23 protein-coding genes are annotated in these 25551 nt (G+C 57.5%); 10 read left to right on the top strand and 13 right to left on the bottom strand.

From position 1 onward, the window contains the following. The first annotated feature begins 4 nt into the window (after positions 1-4). The 5 genes from Q1B13_RS03820 to Q1B13_RS03800 are packed head-to-tail and all read left to right on the top strand — an operon-like array spanning position 5 to position 6218. Positions 5-637, top strand: a complete 633-nt coding sequence (locus Q1B13_RS03820) for a DUF2460 domain-containing protein (protein WP_299076099.1) — start codon at positions 5-7, stop codon at positions 635-637. Beyond that, positions 637-1524: a DUF2163 domain-containing protein gene (locus tag Q1B13_RS03815; RefSeq protein WP_299076096.1), complete on the top strand. Its 888-nt coding sequence runs from the start codon at positions 637-639 to the stop codon at positions 1522-1524. The genes Q1B13_RS03820 and Q1B13_RS03815 overlap by 1 nt, the downstream gene beginning before the upstream one ends. Beyond that, complete coding sequence (locus tag Q1B13_RS03810; protein WP_299076094.1) at positions 1521-1967, top strand: peptidase; 447 nt, start codon at positions 1521-1523, stop codon at positions 1965-1967. Before Q1B13_RS03815 ends, Q1B13_RS03810 begins: the two co-directional genes overlap by 4 nt. Beyond that, positions 1967-5914, top strand: coding sequence for a glycoside hydrolase/phage tail family protein (locus Q1B13_RS03805; protein WP_299076090.1), 3948 nt, complete (start codon positions 1967-1969; stop codon positions 5912-5914). The genes Q1B13_RS03810 and Q1B13_RS03805 overlap by 1 nt, the downstream gene beginning before the upstream one ends. Next, entirely contained in the window at positions 5904-6218 is a 315-nt protein-coding gene (locus Q1B13_RS03800; protein ID WP_299799698.1) for a hypothetical protein, read from the top strand. Before Q1B13_RS03805 ends, Q1B13_RS03800 begins: the two co-directional genes overlap by 11 nt. Here the strand turns inward: Q1B13_RS03800 and Q1B13_RS03795 are convergent. After that, a complete protein-coding gene (locus Q1B13_RS03795) occupies positions 6199-6594 on the bottom strand; it encodes a TraR/DksA family transcriptional regulator (RefSeq protein ID WP_367180695.1) in 396 nt (131 codons plus the stop codon). The two genes, Q1B13_RS03800 and Q1B13_RS03795, sit on opposite strands and share 20 nt — an antisense overlap. Positions 6595-6621: 27 nt before the next feature. Between Q1B13_RS03795 and cysE the strand changes: the two genes are divergently transcribed. Beyond that, on the top strand, positions 6622-7431 hold the full coding sequence (cysE, locus tag Q1B13_RS03790; RefSeq protein ID WP_299076084.1) for a serine O-acetyltransferase: 810 nt from the start codon (positions 6622-6624) through the stop codon (positions 7429-7431). Between the two features lie 69 nt (positions 7432-7500). On the opposite strand, the gene Q1B13_RS03785 is transcribed toward cysE, so the two are convergent. From Q1B13_RS03785 to pgk, 5 genes are all read right to left on the bottom strand, one after another. Beyond that, entirely contained in the window at positions 7501-8805 is a 1305-nt protein-coding gene (locus Q1B13_RS03785; protein ID WP_299076081.1) for a pyruvate dehydrogenase complex dihydrolipoamide acetyltransferase, read from the bottom strand. Between the two features lie 14 nt (positions 8806-8819). Continuing rightward, positions 8820-10166, bottom strand: a complete 1347-nt coding sequence (locus Q1B13_RS03780) for a pyruvate dehydrogenase complex E1 component subunit beta (RefSeq protein WP_299076078.1) — start codon at positions 10164-10166, stop codon at positions 8820-8822. A gap of 15 nt (positions 10167-10181) precedes the next feature. Then, positions 10182-11171 (bottom strand): pyruvate dehydrogenase (acetyl-transferring) E1 component subunit alpha, encoded by a 990-nt coding sequence (pdhA, locus tag Q1B13_RS03775; protein WP_299076075.1) that lies wholly within the window; start codon positions 11169-11171, stop codon positions 10182-10184. A 175-nt stretch (positions 11172-11346) separates the two neighbouring features. Beyond that, positions 11347-11646 (bottom strand): septum formation initiator family protein, encoded by a 300-nt coding sequence (locus Q1B13_RS03770; protein WP_298936058.1) that lies wholly within the window; start codon positions 11644-11646, stop codon positions 11347-11349. A gap of 162 nt (positions 11647-11808) precedes the next feature. After that, positions 11809-12999: a phosphoglycerate kinase gene (pgk, locus tag Q1B13_RS03765; protein WP_299076072.1), complete on the bottom strand. Its 1191-nt coding sequence runs from the start codon at positions 12997-12999 to the stop codon at positions 11809-11811. Positions 13000-13133: 134 nt separating this feature from the next. Here pgk and Q1B13_RS03760 point away from each other — a divergent pair, with 134 nt between their 5' ends. Continuing rightward, positions 13134-13640 carry a peptidylprolyl isomerase gene (locus Q1B13_RS03760; RefSeq protein WP_299076069.1) on the top strand — a complete coding sequence of 169 codons (507 nt, stop codon included), beginning with the start codon at positions 13134-13136 and terminating at the stop codon, positions 13638-13640. Further along, entirely contained in the window at positions 13633-14190 is a 558-nt protein-coding gene (locus Q1B13_RS03755) for a peptidylprolyl isomerase (RefSeq protein ID WP_299076066.1), read from the top strand. Before Q1B13_RS03760 ends, Q1B13_RS03755 begins: the two co-directional genes overlap by 8 nt. A gap of 123 nt (positions 14191-14313) precedes the next feature. Here Q1B13_RS03755 and Q1B13_RS03750 read toward each other — a convergent pair whose 3' ends face one another. From Q1B13_RS03750 to Q1B13_RS03720, 7 genes are all read right to left on the bottom strand, one after another. Continuing rightward, the gene (locus Q1B13_RS03750; protein WP_299076063.1) at positions 14314-15603 is read right to left on the bottom strand and encodes a hypothetical protein; all 1290 of its coding nucleotides are present in this window, start codon (positions 15601-15603) and stop codon (positions 14314-14316) included. A gap of 208 nt (positions 15604-15811) precedes the next feature. Next, positions 15812-16501 (bottom strand): aquaporin Z, encoded by a 690-nt coding sequence (gene aqpZ / locus Q1B13_RS03745; RefSeq protein WP_299076060.1) that lies wholly within the window; start codon positions 16499-16501, stop codon positions 15812-15814. A gap of 187 nt (positions 16502-16688) precedes the next feature. Then, a complete protein-coding gene (locus Q1B13_RS03740; RefSeq protein WP_299076057.1) occupies positions 16689-17498 on the bottom strand; it encodes a zinc-dependent peptidase in 810 nt (269 codons plus the stop codon). Positions 17499-17630: 132 nt separating this feature from the next. Further along, positions 17631-18131: a polymer-forming cytoskeletal protein gene (locus Q1B13_RS03735; RefSeq protein ID WP_120632856.1), complete on the bottom strand. Its 501-nt coding sequence runs from the start codon at positions 18129-18131 to the stop codon at positions 17631-17633. After that, on the bottom strand, positions 18121-19446 hold the full coding sequence (locus tag Q1B13_RS03730) for a M23 family metallopeptidase (protein ID WP_299076049.1): 1326 nt from the start codon (positions 19444-19446) through the stop codon (positions 18121-18123). The genes Q1B13_RS03735 and Q1B13_RS03730 overlap by 11 nt, the downstream gene beginning before the upstream one ends. A gap of 176 nt (positions 19447-19622) precedes the next feature. Beyond that, the gene (locus Q1B13_RS03725; protein ID WP_299076648.1) at positions 19623-20441 is read right to left on the bottom strand and encodes a ferritin-like domain-containing protein; all 819 of its coding nucleotides are present in this window, start codon (positions 20439-20441) and stop codon (positions 19623-19625) included. Positions 20442-20528: 87 nt separating this feature from the next. Continuing rightward, positions 20529-20990, bottom strand: coding sequence for a peroxiredoxin (locus Q1B13_RS03720; protein ID WP_299076046.1), 462 nt, complete (start codon positions 20988-20990; stop codon positions 20529-20531). Between the two features lie 68 nt (positions 20991-21058). On the opposite strand from Q1B13_RS03720, the gene Q1B13_RS03715 reads away from it, so the two are divergent. Both Q1B13_RS03715 and queA read left to right on the top strand, forming a co-directional pair. Beyond that, complete coding sequence (locus Q1B13_RS03715) at positions 21059-24448, top strand: DUF3971 domain-containing protein (protein WP_299076043.1); 3390 nt, start codon at positions 21059-21061, stop codon at positions 24446-24448. 44 nt (positions 24449-24492) lie between these two features. Further along, entirely contained in the window at positions 24493-25539 is a 1047-nt protein-coding gene (queA, locus tag Q1B13_RS03710; RefSeq protein WP_299076040.1) for a tRNA preQ1(34) S-adenosylmethionine ribosyltransferase-isomerase QueA, read from the top strand. Positions 25540-25551 lie beyond the last annotated feature (12 nt).

The raw sequence follows: 25551 nt of genomic DNA, 5'->3' as shown, positions 1-25551 counted from the left end.
GGTCATGAGTTTTCATGAGGTAAGGTTTCCGGCGAGTCTGAGTTTTGGCTCGGTCGGTGGTCCGGAACGGCGTACGGATGTCGTGACTTTGGCCAATGGGTTCGAGGAACGCAACACGCCCTGGGCCCATTCGCGGCGGCGCTATGATGCGGGTCTGGGAATGCGGTCCCTTGATGACATTGAAACGCTGATTTCCTTTTTCGAAGCACGCCAAGGTCAGATGTTCGGGTTTCGTTGGAAAGACTGGTCGGACTTCAAGTCCGGCAAGGCGACCGCCGAGGTCACGGGCGAAGACCAGGTCATCGCGCGCGGTGATGGGGTGCAGACCCGGTTTCAACTGGTCAAAACCTATAGCTCGGGCGGGGTCAGCTATGTCCGCCCGATTGTGAAACCGGTGCTGGGAACGGTGCGTTTGGGTTTGGATCAGGACGAAGTTCGGGAGGGGGTCGACTTTGAAGTGGATCTGACAACCGGGACGGTCACATTTGCTGACCCGCCGCCCGAAGAGGTCGACATCACGGCCGGGTTCGAATTTGACGTGCCGGTGCGCTTTGATACCGAGAAGATCCAGACCAGTGTCGCCAGCTTTCAGGCGGGCGATGCACCAAGTGTTCCAGTGGTCGAGGTACGGGTTTGATGGCGGGCGATAAGCAGGGTTTGCACGCTCATCTACAAAGCGGGCTGACTACAGTGTGCCGATGTTGGGCGATCACGCGCACCGATGGGCAGGAGTACGGGTTTACCGATCATGACATGGAACTGCGATTTGACGGGTTGGTCTTCAAGGCCAGTACCGGCCTGACCGCCGCAGCGATTGAGCAGGCAACTGGTCTGTCGATCGACAATTCCGAGGCCATGGGTGCGCTTTCTGACGCCTCAGTGCGGGATGAAGATATTGAAGCGGGGCGTTTTGACGGGGCCGAGGTGCGTGCCTGGCTGGTCAATTGGGCCAACCTGGATCAGCGCATGCTGCAGTTCCGAGGATCGATCGGCGAATTGCGGCGCGCAGGTGGTGCGTTTCACGCCGAGTTGCGCGGGTTGACTGATTTGCTGAATCGGCCATTGGGGCGGGTCTACCAAAAGCCTTGTACGGCTGTGTTGGGGGATCGGGTATGCCGGTTCAACACTGATACACCGGGGTATTCGGTAGAAGCCGAAATTCTTGGGTTTGACGGCGGAACGCTGCTACGCCTGGTTGGTGGAGAAACCGCGGATCAGGCTTGGTTCGAACGCGGCAGGTTGGATGTGGTGTCTGGCCCGGCAAACGGTTTGTGGGCGTCGATAAAGCAGGACAGTCGCATAGACGATGGCCGCGAGATTACGCTGTGGTCCAGCATTGGTGGCGGGCTTGCCATCGGGGACAGGGTTAAGCTCACCGCCGGATGCGACAAGCGTATGGAGACCTGCCGTCTGAAGTTCAACAACACGCTGAATTTTCAGGGTTTTCCTGATCTTCCCGGCGAAGATTGGGTGATGGCCGTGCCTAAGAAAAACAAGCCGAACAAAGGGGGGAGCATCAGGTGAGCGAGCGCAGAGAAGGCATTGTCGCAGAGGCCCGCTCTTGGTTGGGCACGCCATATGTACATCAAGCGGCAACCAAAGGGGCTGGTACGGATTGTCTGCGTCTGCTGCGTGGTGTCTGGCGGGCGCTTGTCGGGCGGGAACCGGAAGCTGTGCCAGCCTATAGCAAGGACTGGTCCGAACCGCAGGGCGAAGAACGCATGTGGGCTGCCGCGCAACGACATCTGATTGAAAAGCCAAAATTCGTGTTGGAAGTGGGTGATGTGCTGCTGTTTCGAATGCGAGATCGAAGCGTCGCCAAGCATCTTGGCATCGTCAGTGAAACCGGCGAAGCGCCGCGTTTTATCCACGCATATTCCGGATACGGCGTTGTCGAAAACGCATTGAGCGATCCCTGGCGCCGCCGGGTGGTCGCCTGTTTTGAATTCCCGTTGGAGGATCTCTGATGGCTACTATTCTTCTTGCTGCCGCAGGGGCTGCGCTGGGCGGTTCAATCGGGGGCACGGTCGCCGGTTTGTCGACCGCGATCATTGGGCGCGCGGTGGGTGCCACGGTGGGTCGGATCATCGACCAAAGGCTGCTGAGTCAATCTGTGATGGGAGATGGCAGTGAGGTCATAGAGACCGGCCGGATGGATCGATTCCGGCTGACCGAGACCGGCGAAGGCGCACCGGTCACGACCGTTTTTGGCCGCATGCGCGTTGGCGGTCAGGTGATCTGGGCGTCGGATTTTCTGGAAACCCAAAGCACCACAACCGAAGGCGGCAGCGGAGGCAAGGGAAAGCCCAAAACACCCGAGGTTACGACGGTCACTTACAGTTACTCTGTTTCTCTGGCGATTGCCGTCGGTGCGGGTGAAATTGCCGACGTTGCGCGCATCTGGGCCGATGGTGAAGAACAGGAACGTGTCGGCCTGAATATGCGCATCTACTATGGCACCGAGGATCAATTGCCTGACCCGTTGATCGAGTCCATCGAGGGTGCAGGAACCGTGCCCGCCTATCGCGGAACGGCTTATGTTGTAATTGAAGACTTCCAATTGGCCGCTTTTGGCAATCGTGTTCCGCAATTCTCATTTGAAGTGGTGCGTCCTGCGCAGCCCGATATGCCGGATCATGACTGCTCGTTGCCTCAAATCGTTCGCGGCGTCGCGCTGATGCCGGGAACCGGCGAATACGCGCTGGCCAGCACGCAGGTGAACTACTCCAATCAGTTTGGTCACCATCGGGCAGCCAATGTGAATTCTGCTTCGGGCCAGCCTGATCTGGTGACATCGACGCAAGCGCTCGAGAAAGAAGTGCCGAGCTGTGACGCCGCATCGTTGATCGTATCCTGGTTCGGAGATGATCTGCGTTGCGGTTCATGCCAGATCCGGCCAAAGGTCGAACAGAAGGAAATCGACGGTCAGGGCATGCCCTGGACGGTGTCGGGACTGAACCGCGACAGTGCTCTGATTGTTAAGCAACTGGATGATCGCCCGATATATGGCGGTACGCCTGCGGATGCGGCGGTGGTGCAGGCTATCCGGCATTTGAAAGCCACCGGAAAACGCGTCATGTTCTATCCGTTTATCCTGATGGAGCAATTGCGGGGAAACAGTTTGCCGGACCCGTGGTCTGATCGGCTCGAACAACCCCATTTACCATGGCGTGGGCGGATCACGCTGGATATCGCACCGGGGCGTGCGGGCTCACCGGATCAGTCAGCAGCGGCCGACGCTCAGGTTGCCGCGTTTTTTGGGCACGCGCGGGCCAGTGACTTCTCTGTTGGAAATGGCACGGTGTCTTATCACGGTCCTGCAGAATGGGGTTTGCGACGGTTCATTCTCCACTATGCGGCGTTGTGCAAGGCAGCAGGTGGCGTGACCTCGTTCTGCATTGCGTCCGAGATGCGCGGTCTAACACAGATCCGTGGCGCATCCGGGTTTCCTGCTGTCGGGCAAATGCGTGCGCTGGCTGCTGAAGTGCGTCAGATACTGGGGCCGAACACGAAGATCGGGTATGCTGCGGATTGGAGCGAGTATTTCGGCTACCAACCGACCGGAAGCGGTGACAGGTTCTTTCATCTCGATCCGCTTTGGGCCGATGACAATATCGACTTCGTCGGTATCGACAATTACATGCCGCTCTCGGATTGGCGTGACGGCGAAAAGCATCTGGATGCCGAGGCCGGTGCGCCCTCCATATACGATCTGGACTATTTGCGCGGAAACATCGAAGGCGGAGAAGGATATGATTGGTATTATGCGTCGCCAGAAGAAGCATTGGCCCAGATCAGAGCGCCAATCGAGGATGATGCGCACAATGAGCCGTGGATCTGGCGTTACAAGGATTTGCGCAATTGGTGGTCGAACCCGCATCACGAGCGGATAGGCGGTGCCCGGCAGGCAAACCCAACCGATTGGGTGCCGGGATCAAAGCCGATCTGGTTCACCGAACTGGGATGCGCCGCGATCGACAAAGGCACGAACCAGCCGAACAAGTTTCTGGACCCAAAGTCGTCGGAATCCTTCTTGCCCAAGTACTCCAATGGGCTGCGCGATGATTTCATTCAGGTGCAGTACCTTAGGGCGACGCTGGGCTATTGGAATGATTCGCAGGTCAATCCGGTATCAAGCGTTTACGGCGGACCCATGCTGGATCTGTCAAACGCCTATGTCTGGGCCTGGGATGCTCGTCCATTCCCAACGTTTCCGAATTTGCGAAGTCAGTGGAGTGACGGTGAGAACTATGCGCGTGGCCATTGGTTGAATGGGCGTTCTGGATCGCGAACTCTGGCATCGGTTGTGACCGAGATCTGTCATGGGGCCGGCGTTAAGGACATTGATGTGTCTGGGCTCTACGGCATTGTCCGCGGCTACGTGATCGAGGACGTGACAAATGCGCGTTCGGCCTTGCAACCGCTGATGCTGCGCTATGGTTTTGATGCCATCGAGCGCGACGGGGTGCTACGGTTTCAGATGCGAGATGGCTATGGGGCGGTGCAACTGGATCCTGATCATCTGGCCGTCAGTTCTGATCTAGACGGCACGGTCGAATATCGCCGGGAAGCCGAAGCCGAAATGACTGGCCGCGTGCGCCTTCGGTTTGTGCAATCGGACGCAGATCATGATGTGGTCGCGGAAGAAGCGGTTTTGCCCGATACCAGCACGCATTCGGTTTCGGTCAATGAAATGCCATTGTCGATGACACGCGCCGAGGGACGGCAGACTGCAGAACGCTGGTTGAGCGAGGCACGGGTGTCCCGCGATACGTCCCGTTTCGCATTGCCGCCCTCGATGATGCATTTGGGTGCCGGTGATCTGGTGCGCCTGTCGGATGAGGATGGTGGAGCGGTTTATCGGATCGACCGTCTGGAAACAGCTGATTTGCAATTGGCAGACGCTGTTCGGATAGAACAGGGGGTCTACAAGGCCGCTGAACTGCAAGAGGATGCAGTAACCGTAAAGCCTTATGTGGCTCCTGTTCCCGTTCTGCCAGTCTTCCTGGACCTGCCGCTGATCACCGGTGCTGAAGTGCCCCACGCGCCATACCTGGCGGTTTCAGCCGACCCATGGCCCGGCAGCGCGGCGGTTTATTCGTCCGCCGCTGACGAGGGGTACATTCTGAGCGATGTGATCACCGGTCAGGCCATCATTGGCCGTACCGAAACGCCTCTAAGGCGGGCGAGTGCCGGGATTTGGGACGAAGGTCCGGCCTTGCGGGTCAATTTGATCGGGGGGGTATTGGAATCCCGCCCACGCGACCTATTGCTGAACGGTGTTAACCTTGCCGCAATTGGCGATGGCACGCCCGATAACTGGGAAGTGTTCCAGTTCTCCGATGCAGCGTTAGAGGCGTCGGGCACCTATGCCCTGTCTGGCCGGCTGAGGGGGCAACTAGGCACTGACGCATTGATGCCAGATATGTGGCCCGAAGGATCGTTGTTCGTGCTGCTGAACGACCGGGTCTATCAGACCAGCCTGTTGCGGACCGAGCGGCGCATCGCCAAGCACTACCGTATCGGCCCGGCGACGCGCGGATACGATGACCCGTCATACCAGCATCTGGTCCAAGCGTTCGGCGGCAACGGTTTGCGACCCTACGCACCTGTGCATCTAAGGGCAAATTCGACCACCGTAGGGTTCGAGATGTCGTGGATACGGCGCACCCGGCTGGACGGTGATGATTGGTCTGGCCTGGATGTGCCCTTGGGTGAAGAAAGCGAGTCTTACCTGCTGCGCCTATTGGAAGGCGGCACGGTGGTGCGTGAGGTCGTCACGACCGAGCCCAATTGGCTCTATTCAACGGCGATGCAAGCAACCGATGCGCTGACGGGGCCATTCGAGGTGGAAGTTGCGCAAGTCTCCGCCATTTACGGGCCGGGCGCTGCGTCCCGTCTGATTGTCGGGTAGGCTGTTTGATGCGCCTGTTCTTCATGGTGATGTCAGTTCTGCGGCACGGGCTTTGTTGTCTGTGCCGCAGATTGACCGAGAGCGTCTTTGCATTCGGATGATTGCTGAGGCTGAATTGGCCGACGCGCATGTCCTTAGAACCGGTCGGCTTCATCCGATCTATGGTAATGGCTCGCTCATGGCGGTTGCGCGAAACAGGTCCTTGCCGGATGAGCCTGATTTTGACGACGTGCGATATTGTCAATGTTTTGAAACGGTTCTGCGCCATCTTGTCCGATTTCAAATCAGCCAGCGGCACAGCTGACGCATTTGCTCGCCGCCAGATCCAAGTTCAGCCGCCCATCCGGAATGTCATCACCGCAATCCTCGCAATACCCATACTCGTCCTGTTGAATGCGGACTAACGCAGCCCTGAGGCGAAAGGTTTCGAGGTCACGGTTGGCCTGTTGTGCCTTCGCCATCGCCTGATTTTGTAATGCATCCATGCGGCTGAGGCGGCCAACGGCCTGCTGGTCTAGTTCTACCACGGCCTGCGCCGTCTGGCCTGACGCGGACAGTTGTACCAGTTCCGCCAAACGCGCGCGGATTTTTGTTTCGAAACGGGCGCGTTTTAACTCATTCATTCTTGTTGCATCGTCATTCACAGGTTTGCGTTTGGTGTTTTTGTCACTAAATGGCATTCTAGGCGCAGCAAAGGATCAAAAGCTATGTTTGAAACGCGCAGACAAGTGACGAATGTTGACCCGGTCTGGGATCGTATCACTTCTGAGGCCCACGCAGCGGTCGAGAAAGAGCCCCTGATGGGTGGTTTGGTGCACGCCTGTATATTGCATCACCGGAGTTTGGAGCGTGCCCTTTCCTACAGGGTGGCGGCAAAGCTATGCTCGAACGAGATGTCGATGATGGTTCTGCGCGAGATTGTCGATGAAGCCTATGTCGACGACCACAGCTTGCTTGAAGCCGCCCGTGCCGACCTGATGGCCGTCTATGAGCGCGATCCGGCCTGCCATCGACTGCTACAGCCGATCCTGTATTTCAAAGGCTATCAGGCCATGCAGGCCTATCGTGTCGCGCATTGGCTGTGGCGCAAAGGGCGTTATGACCTAGCGTATTTCTTCCAGATGCGGTCCTCCGAAATCTTCGGGATCGACATTCATCCGGCCGCGAAAATTGGCAAGGGCATCATGATCGACCATGCTCATTCCATCGTCATTGGCGAGACTGCAGTGGTGGGCGACAATGTCTCGATGTTGCATTCGGTCACGCTGGGCGGAACCGGCAAGGAAGAGGAACAGCGCCATCCGACGATAGGTGACGGTGTTCTGATCGGGGCCGGGGCCAAGGTTTTGGGCAATATCGAAGTGGGTCACTGCAGCCGTATTGCGGCCGGATCAGTGGTGTTGCAAGAGGTTCCGGCCTGCAAGACGGTGGCCGGTATCCCTGCCAAGATCGTGGGGGAAGCGGGGTGCGATCAGCCATCCATTTCTATGGATCATATGCTGGGCAAGGACCAATAGCCTGGGTTGAATGAACAAAAAAAGTCGCCTCGAAATTTGAGGCGGCTTTTTTTGTGTGTGTTCGCCGGGTTAGGCCAGCATGACCATCGGGTTTTCCAGATTGTCGACTATGGCCTGCAAAAGCTGCGCGCCAAGCGCGCCGTCGATGACCCTGTGATCGACCGACATTGTCACGGACATGATGGTTGCAACAGTCAATTCTCCATCGTCGCCGACAACGGGTTTCTTTGCGCCAGTACCGACCGCCAGAATCCCCGCATGTGGTGGGTTCACAATGGCGTCGAAATTGTCGATGCCGAACATGCCCAGGTTTGAGACCGCGAAAGTGCCGCCCTGATATTCATGCGGCGCCAGTTTGCGTTCGCGCGCGCGACCTGCGAGGTCTTTCATCTCGGTTGAGAGTGCAGACAGCGATTTTGTGTCGGCGTCCTGCAAGACCGGAGTGAACAGACCGCCCTCGATTGCTACAGCGACGGCCACATCCGAGGGCTTCAGTTGCAGCACGCGGTCACCTGCCCAAACGGCATTGCATTCGGGCACCTGTTGCAGCGCGTTGGCGACGGCCTTGATGATGAAGTCATTGACGCTCAGCTTCACGCCGCGGGCTTCGAGTTGTTTGTTCAACTGGCTGCGGAACTTCAGCAGCGCGTCCAGCTTGATATCGCGGCGCAGGTAGAAGTGTGGGATGGTTTGCTTGGCTTCGGCCAGACGGGCGGCGATGGTTTTGCGCATCCCGTCCAGCTTGACCTCTTCGTACTCTCGGCCTTCGTACATCCGCGCGACCATATCCGCCGAAGGACCAGTCGGGGCCGCGGCCGCGGCGGGTGCTGCTGCCACGGGTGTAGGCGTGGCAACAGGTGTCGTTGCTGTTGCACCCTCTACATCGGCCTTGACGATCCGGCCATGTGGGCCCGAACCTGCAATCTGAGCAAGGTCGAGACCTTTCTGGGCAGCAATTCGGCGCGCCAGAGGCGATGCAAAGATACGGCCGCCATCGGCTTTGACCGGAGCGGCGGGGGCAGGGGCGGGCGCCTCGGACACCGCTGGCGCGGCAGCCTCGTTGCCCGCGGCGGCTGCGGGTGCAGCCGCTGGGGCTTTGGCAGGTGCGGCGCCAATATCATCAGCGCTTTCGCCGTCTTCCAGAAGGATTGCGATGGCAGTGTTGACCTTGACCCCTTCAGAACCTTCGGGGATCAGGATCTTGCCGACGACGCCTTCGTCAACCGCCTCGAACTCCATCGTGGCCTTGTCGGTTTCGATCTCGGCCAGAAGGTCACCGGACGAGACGGTGTCGCCCTCCTTGACCAGCCATTTGGCAAGCGTGCCTTCTTCCATTGTCGGTGACAGTGCGGGCATCAGAATTTCAGTAGGCATCTGTCTGTCGCTCCTTACCGGTAGGTCACTTGTTTGACTGCGGCGATCACCTCATCAGTGGTCACCAGAGCCAGTTTTTCCAGGTTTGCGGCATAGGGCATTGGCACGTCCTTGCCGGTGCAGTTGATGACGGGGGCATCGAGATAGTCAAACGCTTCCTGCATCACCACGGATGAGATATAACTACCGACCGAGCCTTGCGGCCAGCCTTCTTCGACCGTCACCAGACGGTTGGTTTTCATGACCGAATTGATGATCGCGCCGGTATCCATCGGACGGATGGTGCGCAGGTCGATCACCTCGGCACTGATCCCGTCTTCGGCCAGTTTGTCGGCAGCCTCAAGCGCGAACTGCATGCCGATGCCAAAGCTGACAACGGTCACGTCCGACCCTTCGCGCCAGATGCGGGCCTTGCCCAGCGGGACCGTCAAGTCATCCACCTGTGGCATGTCGAAAGACCGGCCATATAGGATTTCATTTTCCAGGAAGATGACCGGGTTGGGGTCACGAATGGCAGATTTCAAAAGGCCTTTGGCATCCGCCGCCGAATAGGGCGCGACCACCTTGAGGCCTGGCACCTGCATATACCATGCGGTGTAATCCTGAGAATGCTGGGCCGCCACGCGCGCCGCTGCACCGTTGGGGCCACGGAAAACGATCGGGCAGCCCATCTGACCACCGGACATATACAATGTTTTGGCGGCTGAGTTGATGATCTGGTCCATCGCCTGCATGGCGAAGTTGAAGGTCATAAACTCGACAATCGGTTTCAGCCCCGCCATTGCGGATCCAACTGCGATGCCGGTAAAGCCGTGCTCGGTAATCGGGGTGTCGATCACGCGCTTTGCACCGAATTCGTCCAGCAAGCCTTGCGAGATTTTATAAGCACCTTGATATTCGGCGACTTCTTCACCCATCAGGTAGACATCTTCGTCACTGCGCATTTCCTCGGCCATGGCGTCGCGCAGGGCTTCGCGGACGGTCTGCTGAGCCATCTCGGCATCTGCAGGCCAATCGGGCGACAGATCAACGACCGGCGCGGCAGGGGCCGCCACAGGGGCGGCATCGGCAACCGCTGCGGCTGCGGGTGCAGCCGCGGGCAGGGCCGAGGCGTCTTCGCCTTCTTCAACCAGAACCGCGATGGGCGTATTGACCTTGACCCCTTCGGTGCCTTCGGTGATCAGGATTTTGCCAACGATGCCTTCATCGACCGCTTCGAACTCCATCGTGGCTTTGTCGGTTTCGATCTCGGCCATGATGTCGCCCGAGGATACGGTGTCGCCCTCTTTGACCAGCCATTTGGCCAATGTTCCCTCTTCCATAGTGGGTGAGAGTGCGGGCATGAGAATTTCGGTTGCCATGTCTTATTCGTCCTCTCAGGCGTAGATATCTGTCCAGAGCTCATCCAATGACGGCTCGGGGCTTTCTTTCGAGAATTCGGCGGCCTGGTTCACGACCTCTTTGATCTCTTTGTCGATTGCCTTCAGATCATCCTCGGTCGCATGTTTGCCGGACAGCAGCAGTTCGCGCACATGTTCGATCGGGTCGCTGTGTTCGCGGACCTTCTGAACCTCTTCGCGGGTGCGATACTTGGCCGGGTCAGACATTGAATGACCGCGATAACGGTAGGTTTTGATTTCCAGAATGTAAGGGCCCTTGCCAGAGCGGCAATGTGCAACGGCCTTTTGGCCCGCTTCTTTGACGGCCAGCACATCCATACCATTGACGATTTCACCCGGGATGCCGAACGCCTCGCCACGGTGATAGATGTCTTTGGTCGAAGTTGATCGTTCCTGCGACGTGCCCATTGCGTATTGGTTGTTTTCGATCACGAAGACCACGGGCAGGTGCCAAAGGGCGGCCATGTTGAATGTCTCATAGACCTGACCCTGGTTGGCGGCGCCATCACCGAAATAGGTGAAGGTAACGCCACCGTTTTCTTTATATTTGTCGGCAAAGGCCAGACCCGCACCCAAGGGGACCTGCGCACCGACGATGCCGTGGCCACCGTAGAAATGCTTCTCTTTCGAGAACATGTGCATCGAGCCGCCCTTGCCCTTGGACAGACCGCCAATGCGCCCGGTCAATTCGGCCATAACGCCGCCCGGCTCCATCCCGCAGGCCAACATGTGACCATGATCGCGATAAGACGTAATGCGCTTGTCGCCTTCCTGGGCGGCAGCCTCGAGGCCAACAACAACTGCCTCCTGTCCGATGTACAGGTGGCAGAACCCGCCGATCAAACCCATCCCATATAGCTGACCTGCCTTCTCCTCGAATCGGCGGATCAGTAGCATTTCGCGGTAATAGGTTTTTAGATCTTCCGCAGAAACATTTGGTTTCTTTGTGGTTTTTCGCGCAGCCATCGTGGCGATCTCCCCCTTCCGGACAGATAGTTTAGCTTTAAACTATCTCATAGAGCATTTGAGACAATCTGGCGAGTGGAAATGTGACGCAGCGTCGAAGCCCGCGGTTTCCGGCAGAGCTTAAGGCGTTGGAAGTCTTGAAGGATGTGTCTTTAGATCAAGAGGCGGGACGAGGCTATTGGATAACGATCTCGTCCGCGCGGATCATACCCAGGATCGACCGGGCTTGCTGATCGAGCAGGTCGAGATCCAGATAAGTGTCAGACAAGCGACGCGTCAGGTTTTCCATTTCGGCGATCTCGGCATCAAGCTGAGCCAGGTTGCGCGACAGGGCATCCCGCTCCGCAGCAATCTCGACCCGTCTGAACAGGCCATAGTCGCCTTGCACGGCGGCAAAGGTGAAATACACACCCAGCATGAAAGCCACCGAGAAAAAGACAACTGCGCCCAAACCGGGCCGATGGGAACGGGACACTCTGTTTACCGCCGTATGAAATCTGCCTCAAAAACGTGCCCTTTGCGGGCATCTGTCGGCACTATGTCACAGGTGATTCGCTATGTGAATCCCCTGATTCGCAAAAAGCGCCGAAATGCGTCTTGGCGCTTTGTTGTGATGTGCAAGCATCAGTAAGCCGGGTTAGTGCTCAAGTGCTGCAACGCCCGGCAGTGTCTTGCCTTCCATCCATTCCAGAAACGCGCCACCGGCGGTTGAGATGTAGGAAAAATCATGCGCAGCGCCCGAGGCATTCAGGGCAGCGACCGTGTCGCCTCCGCCAGCGACCGAGACAAGTTGACCGGACCGGGTCAGCGCCGCAGCTTTCAGGGCAGCGGCATTGGTGGCGGTGTCAAACGGCTCCAACTCGAACGCGCCCAGCGGGCCGTTCCAAATCAGCGTTTGGCTTTGGGCAAAAACCTCGGTGATCTCGGCAACGCTGTCTGGGCCGGCGTCCAGGATCATGCCGTTATCTGGACATTGGTCGGCAGGCAGTACTTGATGCGGGGCGTTGGCCTCGAATTTTTCTGCGACCACGATGTCACTTGGCAGAACGATTTTGCATCCGGTTTTGTCGGCTTTGGTCAGAATATCTGCCGCCGTATCTTTCATCGCGGTCTCGGCCAGCGAGTTGCCGACGTTGATGCCCTTGGCGACCAGAAAGGTGTTTGCCATGCCGCCGCCGATCACCAGATAGTCGACCTTGTCGATCAGGTTGCCCAGCAGTTCCAGCTTGGTTGAAACCTTGGCCCCACCAACCACCGCTGTCACCGGACGTTTAGGGGCACTCAGCGCACCTTCCAGCGCCTCCAACTCGGCCTGCATCAAACGGCCTGCACAGGATGGCAACAGGCGCGCAATGGCTTCGGTCGAACTGTGGGCGCGGTGCGCGGCCGAGAAGGCGTCGTTGCAGTAGATATCGCCCAACCGGGCCATGCCAGCGGCAAGATCAGGATCGTTTTTCGTCTCGGCTGCGTGAAAGCGGGTGTTTTCCAGCAGCAAAACCTGACCCGGTTGAAGTTCTTCTGCTGCCAGTTCCGCTTCGACGCCGACACAATCAGCGGCAAACAGAACCTGGGCGTTGAAGGCGTTTTCCAGCGTGGGCACCAGTTGCTTCAATGACAGGCTCTCGCGCCGCTCGCCGCCGGGGCGTCCAAAATGGGCCAGCAGGATCGGTTTGCCGTCCGCCGCAAGAATGTCGCGCACGGTTGGCACGATGCGCTGAATGCGGGTGGCGTCCGTCACAGCCCCATCCACGACCGGCACATTAATGTCGACGCGCACCAGCACGCGTTTGCCGTTCAGGTCGATATCGTCCAGCGTTTTCCAGCTCATCGCGTGATCCTTAAGTGTTGAAACTGATTTAGGCGGTTCTTTTCCTGCATTTTGCCCTCAGGTCAATGCGTCACTTGGCATTCGTGCGCGTGCGTCATAGGTATTTGCGCAAGATAAAACGACAGGAGGGCCTCATGGCCGAGATCAAGGATCCCGAAAACACAATCATCGTCGAACTGAGTGGTGGCAATGTCATCATCGAACTGTTGCCGGATGTAGCACCGCAGCACAGTGCACGGATGAAAGAGCTGGCACGTGCAGGTGAATATGACAACGTGGCGTTTCACCGTGTGATTGACGGGTTCATGGCGCAGACCGGTGACGTACAGCACGGCAACATGGAAGACGGGTTCAATCTGCGCATGGCTGGCACCGGTGGATCGTCACTGCCAAACGTTCCGGCCGAGTTCTCGAAGCTGCCACATGACCGGGGCACATTGGGCGCCGCACGCTCGCAAAACCCGGATTCGGCCAATTCGCAGTTCTTTATCAACTTCAAGGACAACCATTTCCTGAATGGTCAGTACACGGTCTATGGTCGTGTGATCGACGGGATGGAGCATGTGGATGCCATCGTTAAGGGTGAGCCACCAGCGAACCCGGATCGTATGATTAGCGTCAAGGTGGCCGCAGATGCATAAGCTGGCCGCTGTTTTTGCCCTGCTGGCCAGCCCCGCGCTGGCCACGGGTCTACAAATCGAGGTCGAGGGTGAGGGCGCCAACGGCACGATCACAATCGACCTGTTTGATGACGTTGCCCCGAAACATGTCGAGCAAATCTCGGCATTGGCAACCGAAGGTCAGTATGATGGCGTCGTCTTTCACCGCGTGATCGAAGGCTTCATGGCCCAGACCGGGGATGTGGAATTCGGCGATCAATCCGCTGAGAACTTTAATATTAACAACGCTGGTCGCGGCGGATCCGCTCGTGCAGATTTGCCGGCTGAATTCTCGGACGTCACCTTTGATCGTGGCGTTGTCGGGATGGCGCGGTCGCAAGATCCCAACAGCGCCAATTCGCAGTTCTTCATCATGTTCGAACCAGGCCCGTTCTTGGACGGCCAATACACGGTTGTTGGTCAGGTCACCGAGGGAATGGATGTCGTTGATGCAATCAAACGTGGCGAAGGTCAGAACGGCGCGGTTGTCGGTCAGCCGGATGTGATGAAAAAGGTCACCGTCACAGAATAAACTTTAAGAACCCGGCGCCAATGGATGCGGCGGGTTCTAACTTGTCTGCCTGCTTGATGGTCACCGCACTTTTCCGGCAGAATTGATCCGCCCAAAGCCAGCGACGTGGACCAAAGCCCGGCGTCAGTTCACCTTCTCTGATGTCCGAGGTTCTGATCTGGACACGCTGTTTTTGATCCGTGCCAGCAATCCATTTTCGTTAATGTAGCGCTGATAGGCGCGGTAGGATGGTGCTTGTGACAGGCATCGTTCCTCGTGCCATGCGCGCAGGAAATAGATGGCATTCACACCCAGCAAAGCGATGCAATTGGCAACGCCCGCCCAGAAATCCACCGCGATGAAGGGGATCGAAACCAGCCACCAGCTGATGTTCTTGCTGATGTAAGATGGATGTTTGCTGATATTGTAGGGGAAGTCACAGGCGAGCCCCCGATATGTGAGGTTCGAAAACCTTAGACCCATACGGGCTGCCGTCAGGCAATACATCCCCAAAAAGAAAAGGATTGTGCTGCCCCAGATCGTATAGGCGACCGGGTAATTCCAAAGCCATGCGCCCCAGGCGAAATCGTCCTGAACATAGTTGAAGTAGTCTCGGGACAGGACTTGCCAGAATGGGGAATAGCAGATTATGCAAACCAGCCACCCTGAAACCGTGGTTTCGGTCCAGCGGATATGGGAAATCAATAGGCGCGTAGCAGTTGCATATCCTATGACAACAACGGTCAGGTCCAGGAAGAACGAAAACCTGAAAAGATACTCGTAGACTTCAGGAAACCCCGAGGCATCCCAAAGCGATCTGGACTGGAAAAACGTCCAGTCATAGACCAGATAACAGAACATCAGCGGCAGAAAGAACCCTTTGACGCCAAGGCCCAGCAGATAGACTTTCAAACCCCGCGCCTTGGTGGATTGGCGGCCCATGGTCAGGACAACCTGCCCAAGATGCCACATCCCGTCACGTGGGTCACGCATCATGAAATGAACCGATGTCACAACGGCCAAAACGACGCCCAGGATAAGCCCCCAATAGTCTGCCAATAGCGAGAAGAAAGGCGTGTACCAGTCGCCCCGGTACAGATCAGCCGACCAGTAGAGCAGCGCCAACAGGGCAGCGCTTGTGATCAATCCAACCAGCTTGATCTGAAAATCCCGAATATAGGTGGGGTCAGAAAAATTACGCAGCCTGTAGACCAGACCGCTGCCCGGCAATCTATGCAGTTTGGCAAAATAGAATTCGGACAACGCCATCAGCCCGAAGACGGACAAGGCAAATAACACGGTTTGATCCCGGTCCGAAACACTCGGCATATCCGGCCACAGGTAGTGAAGAACCGGGATGCTGATCACTGCCACCAGACCGGTTGTTGCCGGGATCGCGGACGCGGGGCGTTTGAAACCGGTGCGGGATTTCATGAATTCGAACTCGTATACATATGGCCTGATTTTCGTGGCTTTTTACTGGAATTCAACCGGCCAATTCAGCAGTGCCGGAATCTTACACGATGTGTGACCTGCGAATTTCGAACGTTGCAACCTTGGTCGCACAAGGACCGGCCGGATCGACGCAATACAAACACGGTAGTCGACGCAACCGACATAGTTGCGCCTTTGAGTGGCTGTTTTACTTGTCTGCCGACATGATTTTCCAGATCACCGCGCCCAAGGCGCCACCGATTAGCGGAGCGACCCAGAACAGCCAAAGCTGCGACAGAGCAGGTCCATCGGCAAACAATGCCACGCCAGTCGATCGCGCCGGGTTGACCGAGGTGTTCGTCACTGGAATCGATACCAGATGGATCAGCGTTAACCCAAGTCCGATGGCGATTGGGGCGAACCCGGCCGGTGCTTTGTCCGATGTTGCACCCAGAATGATGAGAATAAAGAACGCGGTCATCACGATTTCGATCACCAGCGCAGACAGCATCGAATAGCCCTCGGGCGATGCGTCCCCATACCCGTTTGAGGCGAAACTGCCGACCCCGATAAAGTCCGGTGCACCGCTAACGATCAGGTACAGAACCGCCGCTGCTGCCATAGAGCCAAATACCTGAGCCGCCCAGTAGGGGATCAAATCCTTGGCTGGAAACCGTCCACCGATCATCAGGCCAAGGCTGACCGCCGGGTTGAAGTGACCGCCCGAGATATGACCGACTGTGTACGCCATAGTCAGAACCGTCAGGCCAAATGCCAAGGACACACCCAGCCATCCGATCCCGACATCAGCGACGCCCGCCGCAAGTACCGCACTGCCACAGCCCCCAAGGACCAGCCAGAAAGTGCCGAAGAACTCGGCCATGAGTTTGGAAGACATGAAAACTCCTAAGTCAAAACAGTCTTATGAAATTGTGCAACAAGACTTATCTTATGTCAGATCGGTGCGAATGGGGAATTTCAAATGATGTTTTGTCACATGCCAACTGGCTCGATGATCAATATCGGTCACCAGCTGACCGTCTTTCGCGGGGCTGGCGCCGTTATGCGAAGTTTCTTCGGACGGGCTAAACCCAGGCCGCGGGATCAAGGTGAAAGAGCTTCTCCAGTTGTTCGTAGACTTCCGGGTTCTCTTGTTTTAACGCCTGCGGTTTCTCAAAAAACACTTCGACGGCTACGGCAAAGAACTCTTCATGACCCTCTGCGCCATAGGGGTCGATAACAACTGGTTGCCCGGTTTCAACAGCGCGTACATGGGCATTGTAAGCTGTCAGAAAGACACTCTCCCATTCATCAAAGCTCTGTCCGCGGCTTAGAACGGGGACGCCATTTGTGCTGCCAGATAGATCGTCGATTTGATGCGCAAACTCATGAAAGACAACATTTTGGCCATCATGGTCATTCATCGCGCCTTGCTGACTGTGCGCCCAGGACAGGATCACCGGTCCGCGATTCCAGCTTTCACCGGTCCTTATGACTTCCTTCTCGGTCACGACATAGCCGCTGTGTTTGCTTTGCCGGGATTTGAAGGCATTGGGATAAATCAAAATGGTCGTCAGGTTGTCGTACCACATATCATTGTTGGCCACGAGTAGACTCGCCTGTGCAGCAACCGACAGCTGCATCTCTTCTGTGACCTCCAGACCGTCACAACCGAAAAAGTTCACTTGATCCAGAAACAGGTTCACCTTTCCATCCAGCTTGGCGCGCAGGTCCGGCGGTAACCGTCGCACGATGGGAACGTGGCTTTCGATGAGGTCGCTTTGATACGTCGTCAGCGGAGCAGCCAGCAACGACTTACGCGCTTGCGACTTGGACCATTGGTGAAAGATCAGGGCCCCGGCGATCAGTGCGACAATTGTAAGAAAAATCAACATAGGGGAATTCTATCTGTATCAGGCCCGAGTTGGAACTCTGATCACGTATCGACCTGCTCGTGGCAGCTTACCCCAACAAGAAACGCCGCAGGCTGACCTGCGGCGTTTGAATTTCTGTTGTTATGAAAGAACTTACTGTTTGACTTCGGCCGCCGGGTTGGCACCCGGTTTCGAGCTGCGGCCGGGGTTCAGCGGATCATCCTGACGCTGGACGGAGCCTTCAAAATGCGCGCCGCTTTCGATGGCGATGGTCTTGTGGATGATGTCGCCTTCCACACGTGCGGTAGAGGTCAGGCGCACTTTCAGGCCACGTACCCGGCCCACGATACGGCCGTTTACAACAACGTCATCCGCGGTGACTTCGCCTTTGATGGTTGCGGTTTCACCGATTGTCAGCAGGTGGGCGCGGATATCGCCTTCAACCGTGCCTTCAACCTGAATGTCGCCGGTTGTCTTTAGGTTGCCTGTGATGTGCAGGTCCGAGGACAAAACCGATGCGGGGGGCTTTGGCTTGGGCGCGGTGCTGGCCTTCGGTTCTGCCGGTGCTGGTGCCGCCGGAGTCGCCGGGGCAGCCGGTTTTGTTGCCTCAGCCTCTTTGGATCCGGGCTCGTTGATTTTGCTCTTAGAAAACATTTCTCGCAGCCTTGATGTAAGTCATTGGGTTAACAGGTTTTCCGTTCACGCGCACCTCATAGTGAAGATGCGTGCCGGTAGACCGTCCGGTGCTACCCATATCAGCAATATGATCCCCGCGCGAGACCCTTTGACCGACCTTTACGTTGATCTTGGTGTTATGAGCGTAAAGTGTCTCAATTCCAAACGCGTGCTTGATCTTGACCAGCCGTCCGAAGCCCGATTGCCAGCCTGCATGTGACACTACACCATCAGCGGTCGCGAAGATGTCGGTGCCCTGCGCACCGGCGAAATCTGCGCCGTTATGCATGCGCCGTCCGCCAGTTTTGGGGTCGCGGCGTGTGCCATATCCGCTGGTAAAGCGAACGGCGGCCCGAACGGGGCTCGCAAAAGGCGCTTTTTCTGCTGCGAGACGATAGAGGTTCAACTGATCCATCTGCTGCAGCAGTGTGTTGGCGCGGATCTCATCTGCGGACAGCTCTTCTCCGCGTGTGCTGAACGTTAAAGGGGTTAACGGACCGCCAATACCGCTATATCCGCGCCGGACCTCTTCGATGATACGATCTGTGGGCATGCCAGCCTGCCGGAACATTTTGTCCAGTGGTTCGACCGAGATAACCATGGCCTCTTCCAGCTGACGGAAAATCTCGTCGCTGCGTTCCTGCATCAGTTGGATTTCAAGCTCGAGATCGTCGCGCTGATCCAAGGCGTTCTGCGCGTTTGCGGCGATCTGGTCACGCTCTTCAGCAGTGCGCGCCAGCGCTTTGGTTATGAATTCCATCTGGACAGGATTGGCGACGGCAGCCTGATACAAGTCCACGCCTTCAGCGTCTTGTTGCAACTCTGCCAGTTCGGTCCGAACTGCCTCACGCTGCTTCATTGTCGCGCGCAACGTGGTTTGGATCACTTCGATTCCGGTTTCCAGCTCGCGGCGGCGGTTTTCCGATGCCAGAAGTTCTGACTGCATCACTGAGATCTGGTCCAGCGCGGCGTTGAACCGATCTTGTGCGGCCAGTGCCTCATGCGCTCGTGCATCGCGTTCTGTCGACAACACATTCAGGCGCTCTTGATAGGTCGCTTGATCCCGTTTCGCTTGTTCGCGGAAATTTCCCGACCCGATACTGTCCATCAGCAGGATCGCTGTTGCGACTGCAGTCCAACCCACGATCACGGCGACACCTGCCACCGCAAAAAACTGAGTTTCCGAACTGAGACGTATAAACCGCGTGTCCTGATCCGATTTCAGGAACACACGACGTTCTGGAAATTGCCGTTCTAGTAGTGAGTGTAGTTTTATTGCCAGACGTGTTCTCACGCGCCTCACCTTTCATCCCCAAGATCGGGACCGGTCGTGAGTGGTTCGCCGCCCCTTGGGCGGACTGCATAAAGGGGCAGCCGCGTTCGGGCAAGTTTGTTGACCAATATGGGTCTGAGAACAGGCAATTCCCGCGCGTCATCGGCGAGAAGTTGCCGAAATTAACCTAAAAGGGATCACTTTGAGACTGAGCCGGGCATGGGCACATCTTCGGTCAGAGGCCAGTAAAAATCTGGCGGCAGACCCGCCTCGGCGCGTTTCTCTTCGTTGAAAGGCGGTTTCAGTTGCCCGTGAAAGTAGCGGCGGACCAGTTGATGAAACACATCTTTCGGGTCCAGATTTTCGCGCCCGCACAGGAAATGAAACCATTTCGATCCATAGGCAACATGCCCGACCTCTTCGGCGTAGATCACTTCCAGCGCGGCGATCGCGTTATCGGCCTGTGCTTTGCGAAATATGTCGATCATGCCAGGTGTTACGTCCAAGCCCCGAGCTTCAAGAACCATAGGTACTACGGCAAGCCGCCCCATAAGATCTTCGGCAGTATCTTCTGCGGCGCGCCACATTCCGGCATGGGCGGGCAGGGCGCCATAGTGGCTACCCATCTGATCCAGGCACTCGCACACCATCTCAAAATGGCGCGATTCCTCTTCGGCGCATTTGACCCAATCGTCATAGAACCCGATGGGCATCGGGACATGACCAAAGCGGGCGATGATATCCCAATGCAGATCGACAGCATTCAGCTCGATGTGTGCCACGGCGTGCAGCAGCGCGATACGCCCGGCGTCGGTACCGGGGCGGCGTCTCGGGACATCACGTGGGGACAGCAATTCAGGTTTGTCTGGGCGCGCCGGATTCAACGGTGGTGCTGCAGTGCCAACCTCAATCTCGGGCGCGTCGCCCTTGCGCGCCGCAAACCATGCAGCGGCGTGGCGTTTGGACAGGGCGGTCTTGGCCTGACCATCCGCGGTTGTCAGGACCTCAGTTGCCATCTCGGTCAGTGTTAAAGCCACGGGTTTGCTCCGCCTGTCATTGGTCTGGGTGCGGCATAAACCGGATGGCAACCCAGGTCGAGGGCGTTACAGCGCTTTAACCGCCTCCAGCACCGCGTCCACATGACCAGGCACTTTCACTTTGCGCCAGACATTTGCAATGCGGCCCTCGCTGTTGATGACGAAGGTCGACCGTTCGATCCCCATCGACTTGCGGCCATACATATTCTTTTCGACCCACACGCCGTAATCCTCGCAGACGGTCGAGTTCTCGTCCGATAGCAACGGCGTGGTCAGCCCATGTTTGGCGACGAATTTGTCATGTTTGGTCACGCTATCGCGTGAGATGCCAAAGACCTTGGCACCTGCATCGGCAAAGGCTTGAAGTTGCTCTGAGAAACCGATGGATTCCTTGGTGCAGCCCGGCGTATCATCGCGGGGATAAAAGAACAAAACGACGGTACCGCCGCGCAGGTCCGATAAGGTCACTTCGCCGCCGCCGTCGCGGGGCAGTGTGAAATCAGGGGCGATGTCTGAAACGTCAGGCATTGGAAACTCCGGTAAAGATTCTTAAAAGCTGCCCGATATCATAGGGCGGCACGGGCAGGTTGAAAGGCGTGGACACCAAATTGGCGCAGCAGGAACATGACGGGGGCGAACAGCCGGGTAAATCCCCGCGTCGTCGGTCGCGCCGTCGCACTGCGGGAATTTGGACCATGCGCGGCGTGTTGTTGCTGGTTTTTCTGGCACTATTCGCGGGTTTCATGGTCATTGGCCAGCGCATGCACGCGCCTGCCTGGCTGCGGGACCGGGTCGAAGCGCGGCTGGAGCAAACGCTTGGCGGTCTGCAGATCCGTTTCGGCGATGTCAGCTTTGTCATTCACGAAGGGTGGCGGCCCCGTCTGAGGTTAACGGATGTCAGCATCAGCGACGCAGCAGGACAGCAGATTGCGCAAGTGTCCGATATGCGGGCCAGCCTTGCCATGCGTCCCTTGCTGCGGGGTCACGTCAGGCCGAAGCGCATTATCCTTAGCGGGGCACAGGTTGCCCTGACGCGCGGAAAAGACGGCGCGCTGACGCTGACCGTCGGCGCCGGAAGTGCGCCGGTGCGAGAAGCGCCAAACTTGGCGCAGCTGATCGAGACCTCGGATCAGGTCTTTCTGTCCGAAAATCTGTCCGCACTGACATCGGTGGAACTGGATGCGATTACCCTGGACTATCGCGACCTTCGGCTGGAAAGATCCTGGGTTCTGGATGGCGGGCATATATTGGTAACCCGCAGCGCCAGCGAAATGCGGTTGGCGACGGGGTTTTCCGTTCTGGCTGGGCGTGATTACGTCAGCACGATCGAGGCAAATTACACCAGCGTTCTGGGGTCCCCCGCCGCGCGGTTCGGGGTTTCAATCACGGATCTGCCGGCAGAAGACATTGCCGGTCAAAGCCCTGCGCTGGGTTGGTTGCAGGTGCTGCGAACGCCGATTTCAGGCGCGTTGCGCGGCAGTATTGATGGCGAAGGCGCCGTCGGGCCATTGTTTGCCACGTTGAATCTGGGCGCCGGCGCAGTACAACCAAATCCGGAAACCCGTCCCGTCCCCTTTGAATCTGCGCGCACATATTTCACGTATGATCCGCGCCGTCAGGCGCTCGATTTTAACGAGGTTTCCGTAAAGTCCGCTTGGGGGTCGGTGCAGGCCGAAGGCACTGCGTTCCTGGCTGGGGTCGAGGACGGCATCCTTGACAGTTTGGCGGCACAGCTGCGTTTAACCGGCATTAATGTAAACCCGGCAAAACTGTTTCCCGAGACCCTTCAGCTGTCTCAGGCGGATCTCGACTTCAAGATGGAGTTTGCGCCCTTTCAACTGCACCTTGGGCAAATGACCGTCTACGACACGGATCACACCGTGCGTGCGTCGGGTAATCTGACGGGGCGGCCAGACGGCTGGGCTGTTCAGCTGGATGCCCATCTGGATGGCATGTCATCGGAACAGGTTTTGGGATATTGGCCCGAGCGTCTGGCCCCAAAGCCACGCGAATGGGTTACAGAAAACCTGTACGAAGGCGACCTCTCGGACATGGATTTCGCCTTGCGGCTAGAGCCCGGAGGCAAACCAGATATCTATCTGGATTTCGGGTTCGAAAAAGCCAAGATCCGATTTGCCAAAACGCTGCCTCCGATCGTTGGGGCACAGGGGCAGGCCAGCCTGATCAACGGCAGATTTACCGCAACAGCCGAAAACGGGGTGGTTCAGGCCGATCGGGGCGGTGGGGTAGATGCGTCGGGGACGTCTTTTATTATTCCAGATACCGATATCAAAAAATCCGCACCAGCGATTGCGCGGATTAGGGCAAAAGGCAGCGTAACGGCTGCGTTGTCGTTGCTGGACAGGCCTCCGCTGGAACTGCTGAGCAAAGCCAACTTGCCGGTCGATCTAGCTGATGGGTCGGTGTCCTTGTCCGGAACACTGTCACTACCGTTGAAAAAGGGCCTGAAGTTTCAGGACACAGAGTTCCACTTCGATGGCGATCTGGGGAATTTGAACAGCGGCCGACTGGTGCCAGGGTTTACGGTCAGTGCCGACATGCTTGATCTTAGCGGGGATCAGACAGGTGTTCAGATTGAAGGTGAAGGACTGTTCGATGGCGTTCCCATTCAGGCGAAATGGCGGCAACCTATTGATGGAGAGACCGCACAACGCAGCGAACTGACTGGCCAGATCGAGCTATCCCCGCGGTTGATGCAGGCGATTAACGCCGGCTTGCCGCAAGGTATGCTAACCGGGCAGGGCACTGCGGATATCGCCTTGGGGATCGGCGCAGGCGAACCACCCAAGCTATCCGCGTCCTCAGACTTGGAAGGGGTCGCGCTTGCCATTCCTGAATTGGGCTGGCGCAAGACCAACGGCAGCAAAGGAAACCTAACGGCCGAGGCGACACTGGGACAAAGGTTGAGTGTCGACTCGTTGCGGCTGGACGCTGCAGGTCTGCGCACGGCCGCATCTATCTCGTTTCGGGAAGATGGCGGTTTTGACCGCGTCCGTTTCAGCTCGTTCGAGATTGGCGATTGGCTGGCTGTACCGGCAGAGCTGGTGGGACGTGGCGCTGCAGTGCCAGACATTCGGATTCTGGGTGGTGTTATAAATCTGGGCCGTGCAACGTTTGGCGAAGGTGGAGGGGCCGGGGACAGCTCGGCAACCGCCGGGCCAAAATTGGATGTAGCGCTGGATCGATTACAGGTCACTGAAACAGTCGCCTTAACTGGGTTCAAAGGCTCGTTTGCGACCACCGGGGGCATCAATGGCGGGTTTACGGCACAGGTCAACAGCGGAGCCTCTGTTCGCGGGCAGGTTATCCCGCGTGGCGGTCGCAGCGCAGTCACCCTTACGTCCGAGAACGCAGGCGCCGTTCTGCGATCAGCCGGTCTGCTGACGCAAGCACGGGGCGGCGGTCTTGATTTGCAGTTAGAGCCGGTCGGCGCGCCGGGCAGCTATGACGTGATCCTGAAAATCATCAACACGCGCATTCAGGACGCACCGGCCATGGCTGCATTGCTCAACGCCATCAGCCTGATCGGGCTGCTGGATGAGATGGCAGGGCAGGGTATATTCTTCTCGACGATCGAAAGCCGGATGCGGCTCACGCCGACGGAAATCAAGGTGTTGAGCGGCAGCGCCGTTGGCCCCTCCATGGGGTTGTCTTTTGACGGTACCATTGATCCCGTCGCAGGGATGTTGAATTTGCGTGGGGCCATTTCTCCGATCTATCTGGTGAATGCGATTGGCAGCGTGTTCACCCGCAAAGGCGAGGGTATTATCGGTTTCAACTATACTCTGACCGGACCGCTGGATTCGCCGCAAGTGTCCGTGAACCCATTGTCTGGCCTTGCCCCATTGTTCTTGCGAAATCTGTTGCGGGCGCCAGCCCCCACCGTTTCGGACGGACCCAATGCGCAGCCGCAGAAACCTGATGAACCGAAGCGTACTTTTGGATCCCCCCCCAGAGACAACTGACCGGGGATATGGCCGAATCTTTTCCCGCCTAGTATGGCGCATCCATGAAACTCAGCGATTTTGATTTCCAACTTCCCGAAGACCTGATTGCAACGCGGCCCGTCAGCCCGCGCTCGTCCGCACGCCTTTTGGTGACGCATGGGGGTGCGATCGCAGATCGTCACGTGTTTGACCTGCCGGATTGGCTGCAGTCCGGCGACCGGTTGGTGTTGAATGACACGCGGGTGATCCCGGCGCGTCTTAGCGGGCGGCGCCATCGGCACAGCGTGCAAGGCGCGGTTTCAGCGGCGATAGAGGCGACTTTGCTGGACCCACAGGCTGATGGGACATGGTCCGCACTGATCAAGCCTTTGAAAAAGGTAAAGCTGGGCGAAGAGATCTTGTTTTCGGACCAGCTCAGCGCGACGCTGGAGCAGGTCAGCGACGGTCAGGCCTCTCTGCGCTTCAACCTGACAGGTGATGATTTCGACGCCGCGCTGGAACAAGCAGGGGCCATGCCACTGCCACCTTACATTGCTGCCAAACGCCCTGCAGACGACAAAGACAAGACCGACTACCAGACGATCTGGGCGCGCAATTCCGGAGCGGTTGCCGCGCCAACGGCGTCGCTGCATTTCGACGATCCGCTTATGAGCGCTCTGGCCGAGCGCGGTGTCGAATTCAGCCATGTCACATTACATGTGGGGGCGGGCACGTTTTTACCGGTCAAGGTCGAGGACGTGACCACTCATAAAATGCATGCCGAATGGGGATGTGTCAGCGCAGCGGCAGCCGAAGAAATCCGCGCGACCAAGGCCGCCGGAGGGCGGGTCATTCCGGTCGGTACAACGGCCCTGCGCCTGATCGAAAGCGCGGCGCGCGGTGGCGTGATCCAAGACTGGGAAGGCGAAACGGATATCTTTATCTATCCGGGCTTCAAGTTCGCTGTGACCGACGCTTTGATGACCAATTTCCACCTGCCGAAGTCTACTTTGCTGATGCTGGTCTCTGCCCTGATGGGTCAAGAGAGAATGCAAACCGTCTATGCCCATGCGATTGAGAAGAACTATCGTTTCTTTTCTTATGGGGATGCGTCGCTTTTGATCCCCTGAAGGGCGTGTTCA

This window comes from uncultured Ruegeria sp., from assembly GCF_947489545.1.
Taxonomy (GTDB): domain Bacteria; phylum Pseudomonadota; class Alphaproteobacteria; order Rhodobacterales; family Rhodobacteraceae; genus Ruegeria.
This window is presented reverse-complemented; position numbering and strand designations above follow the sequence as displayed.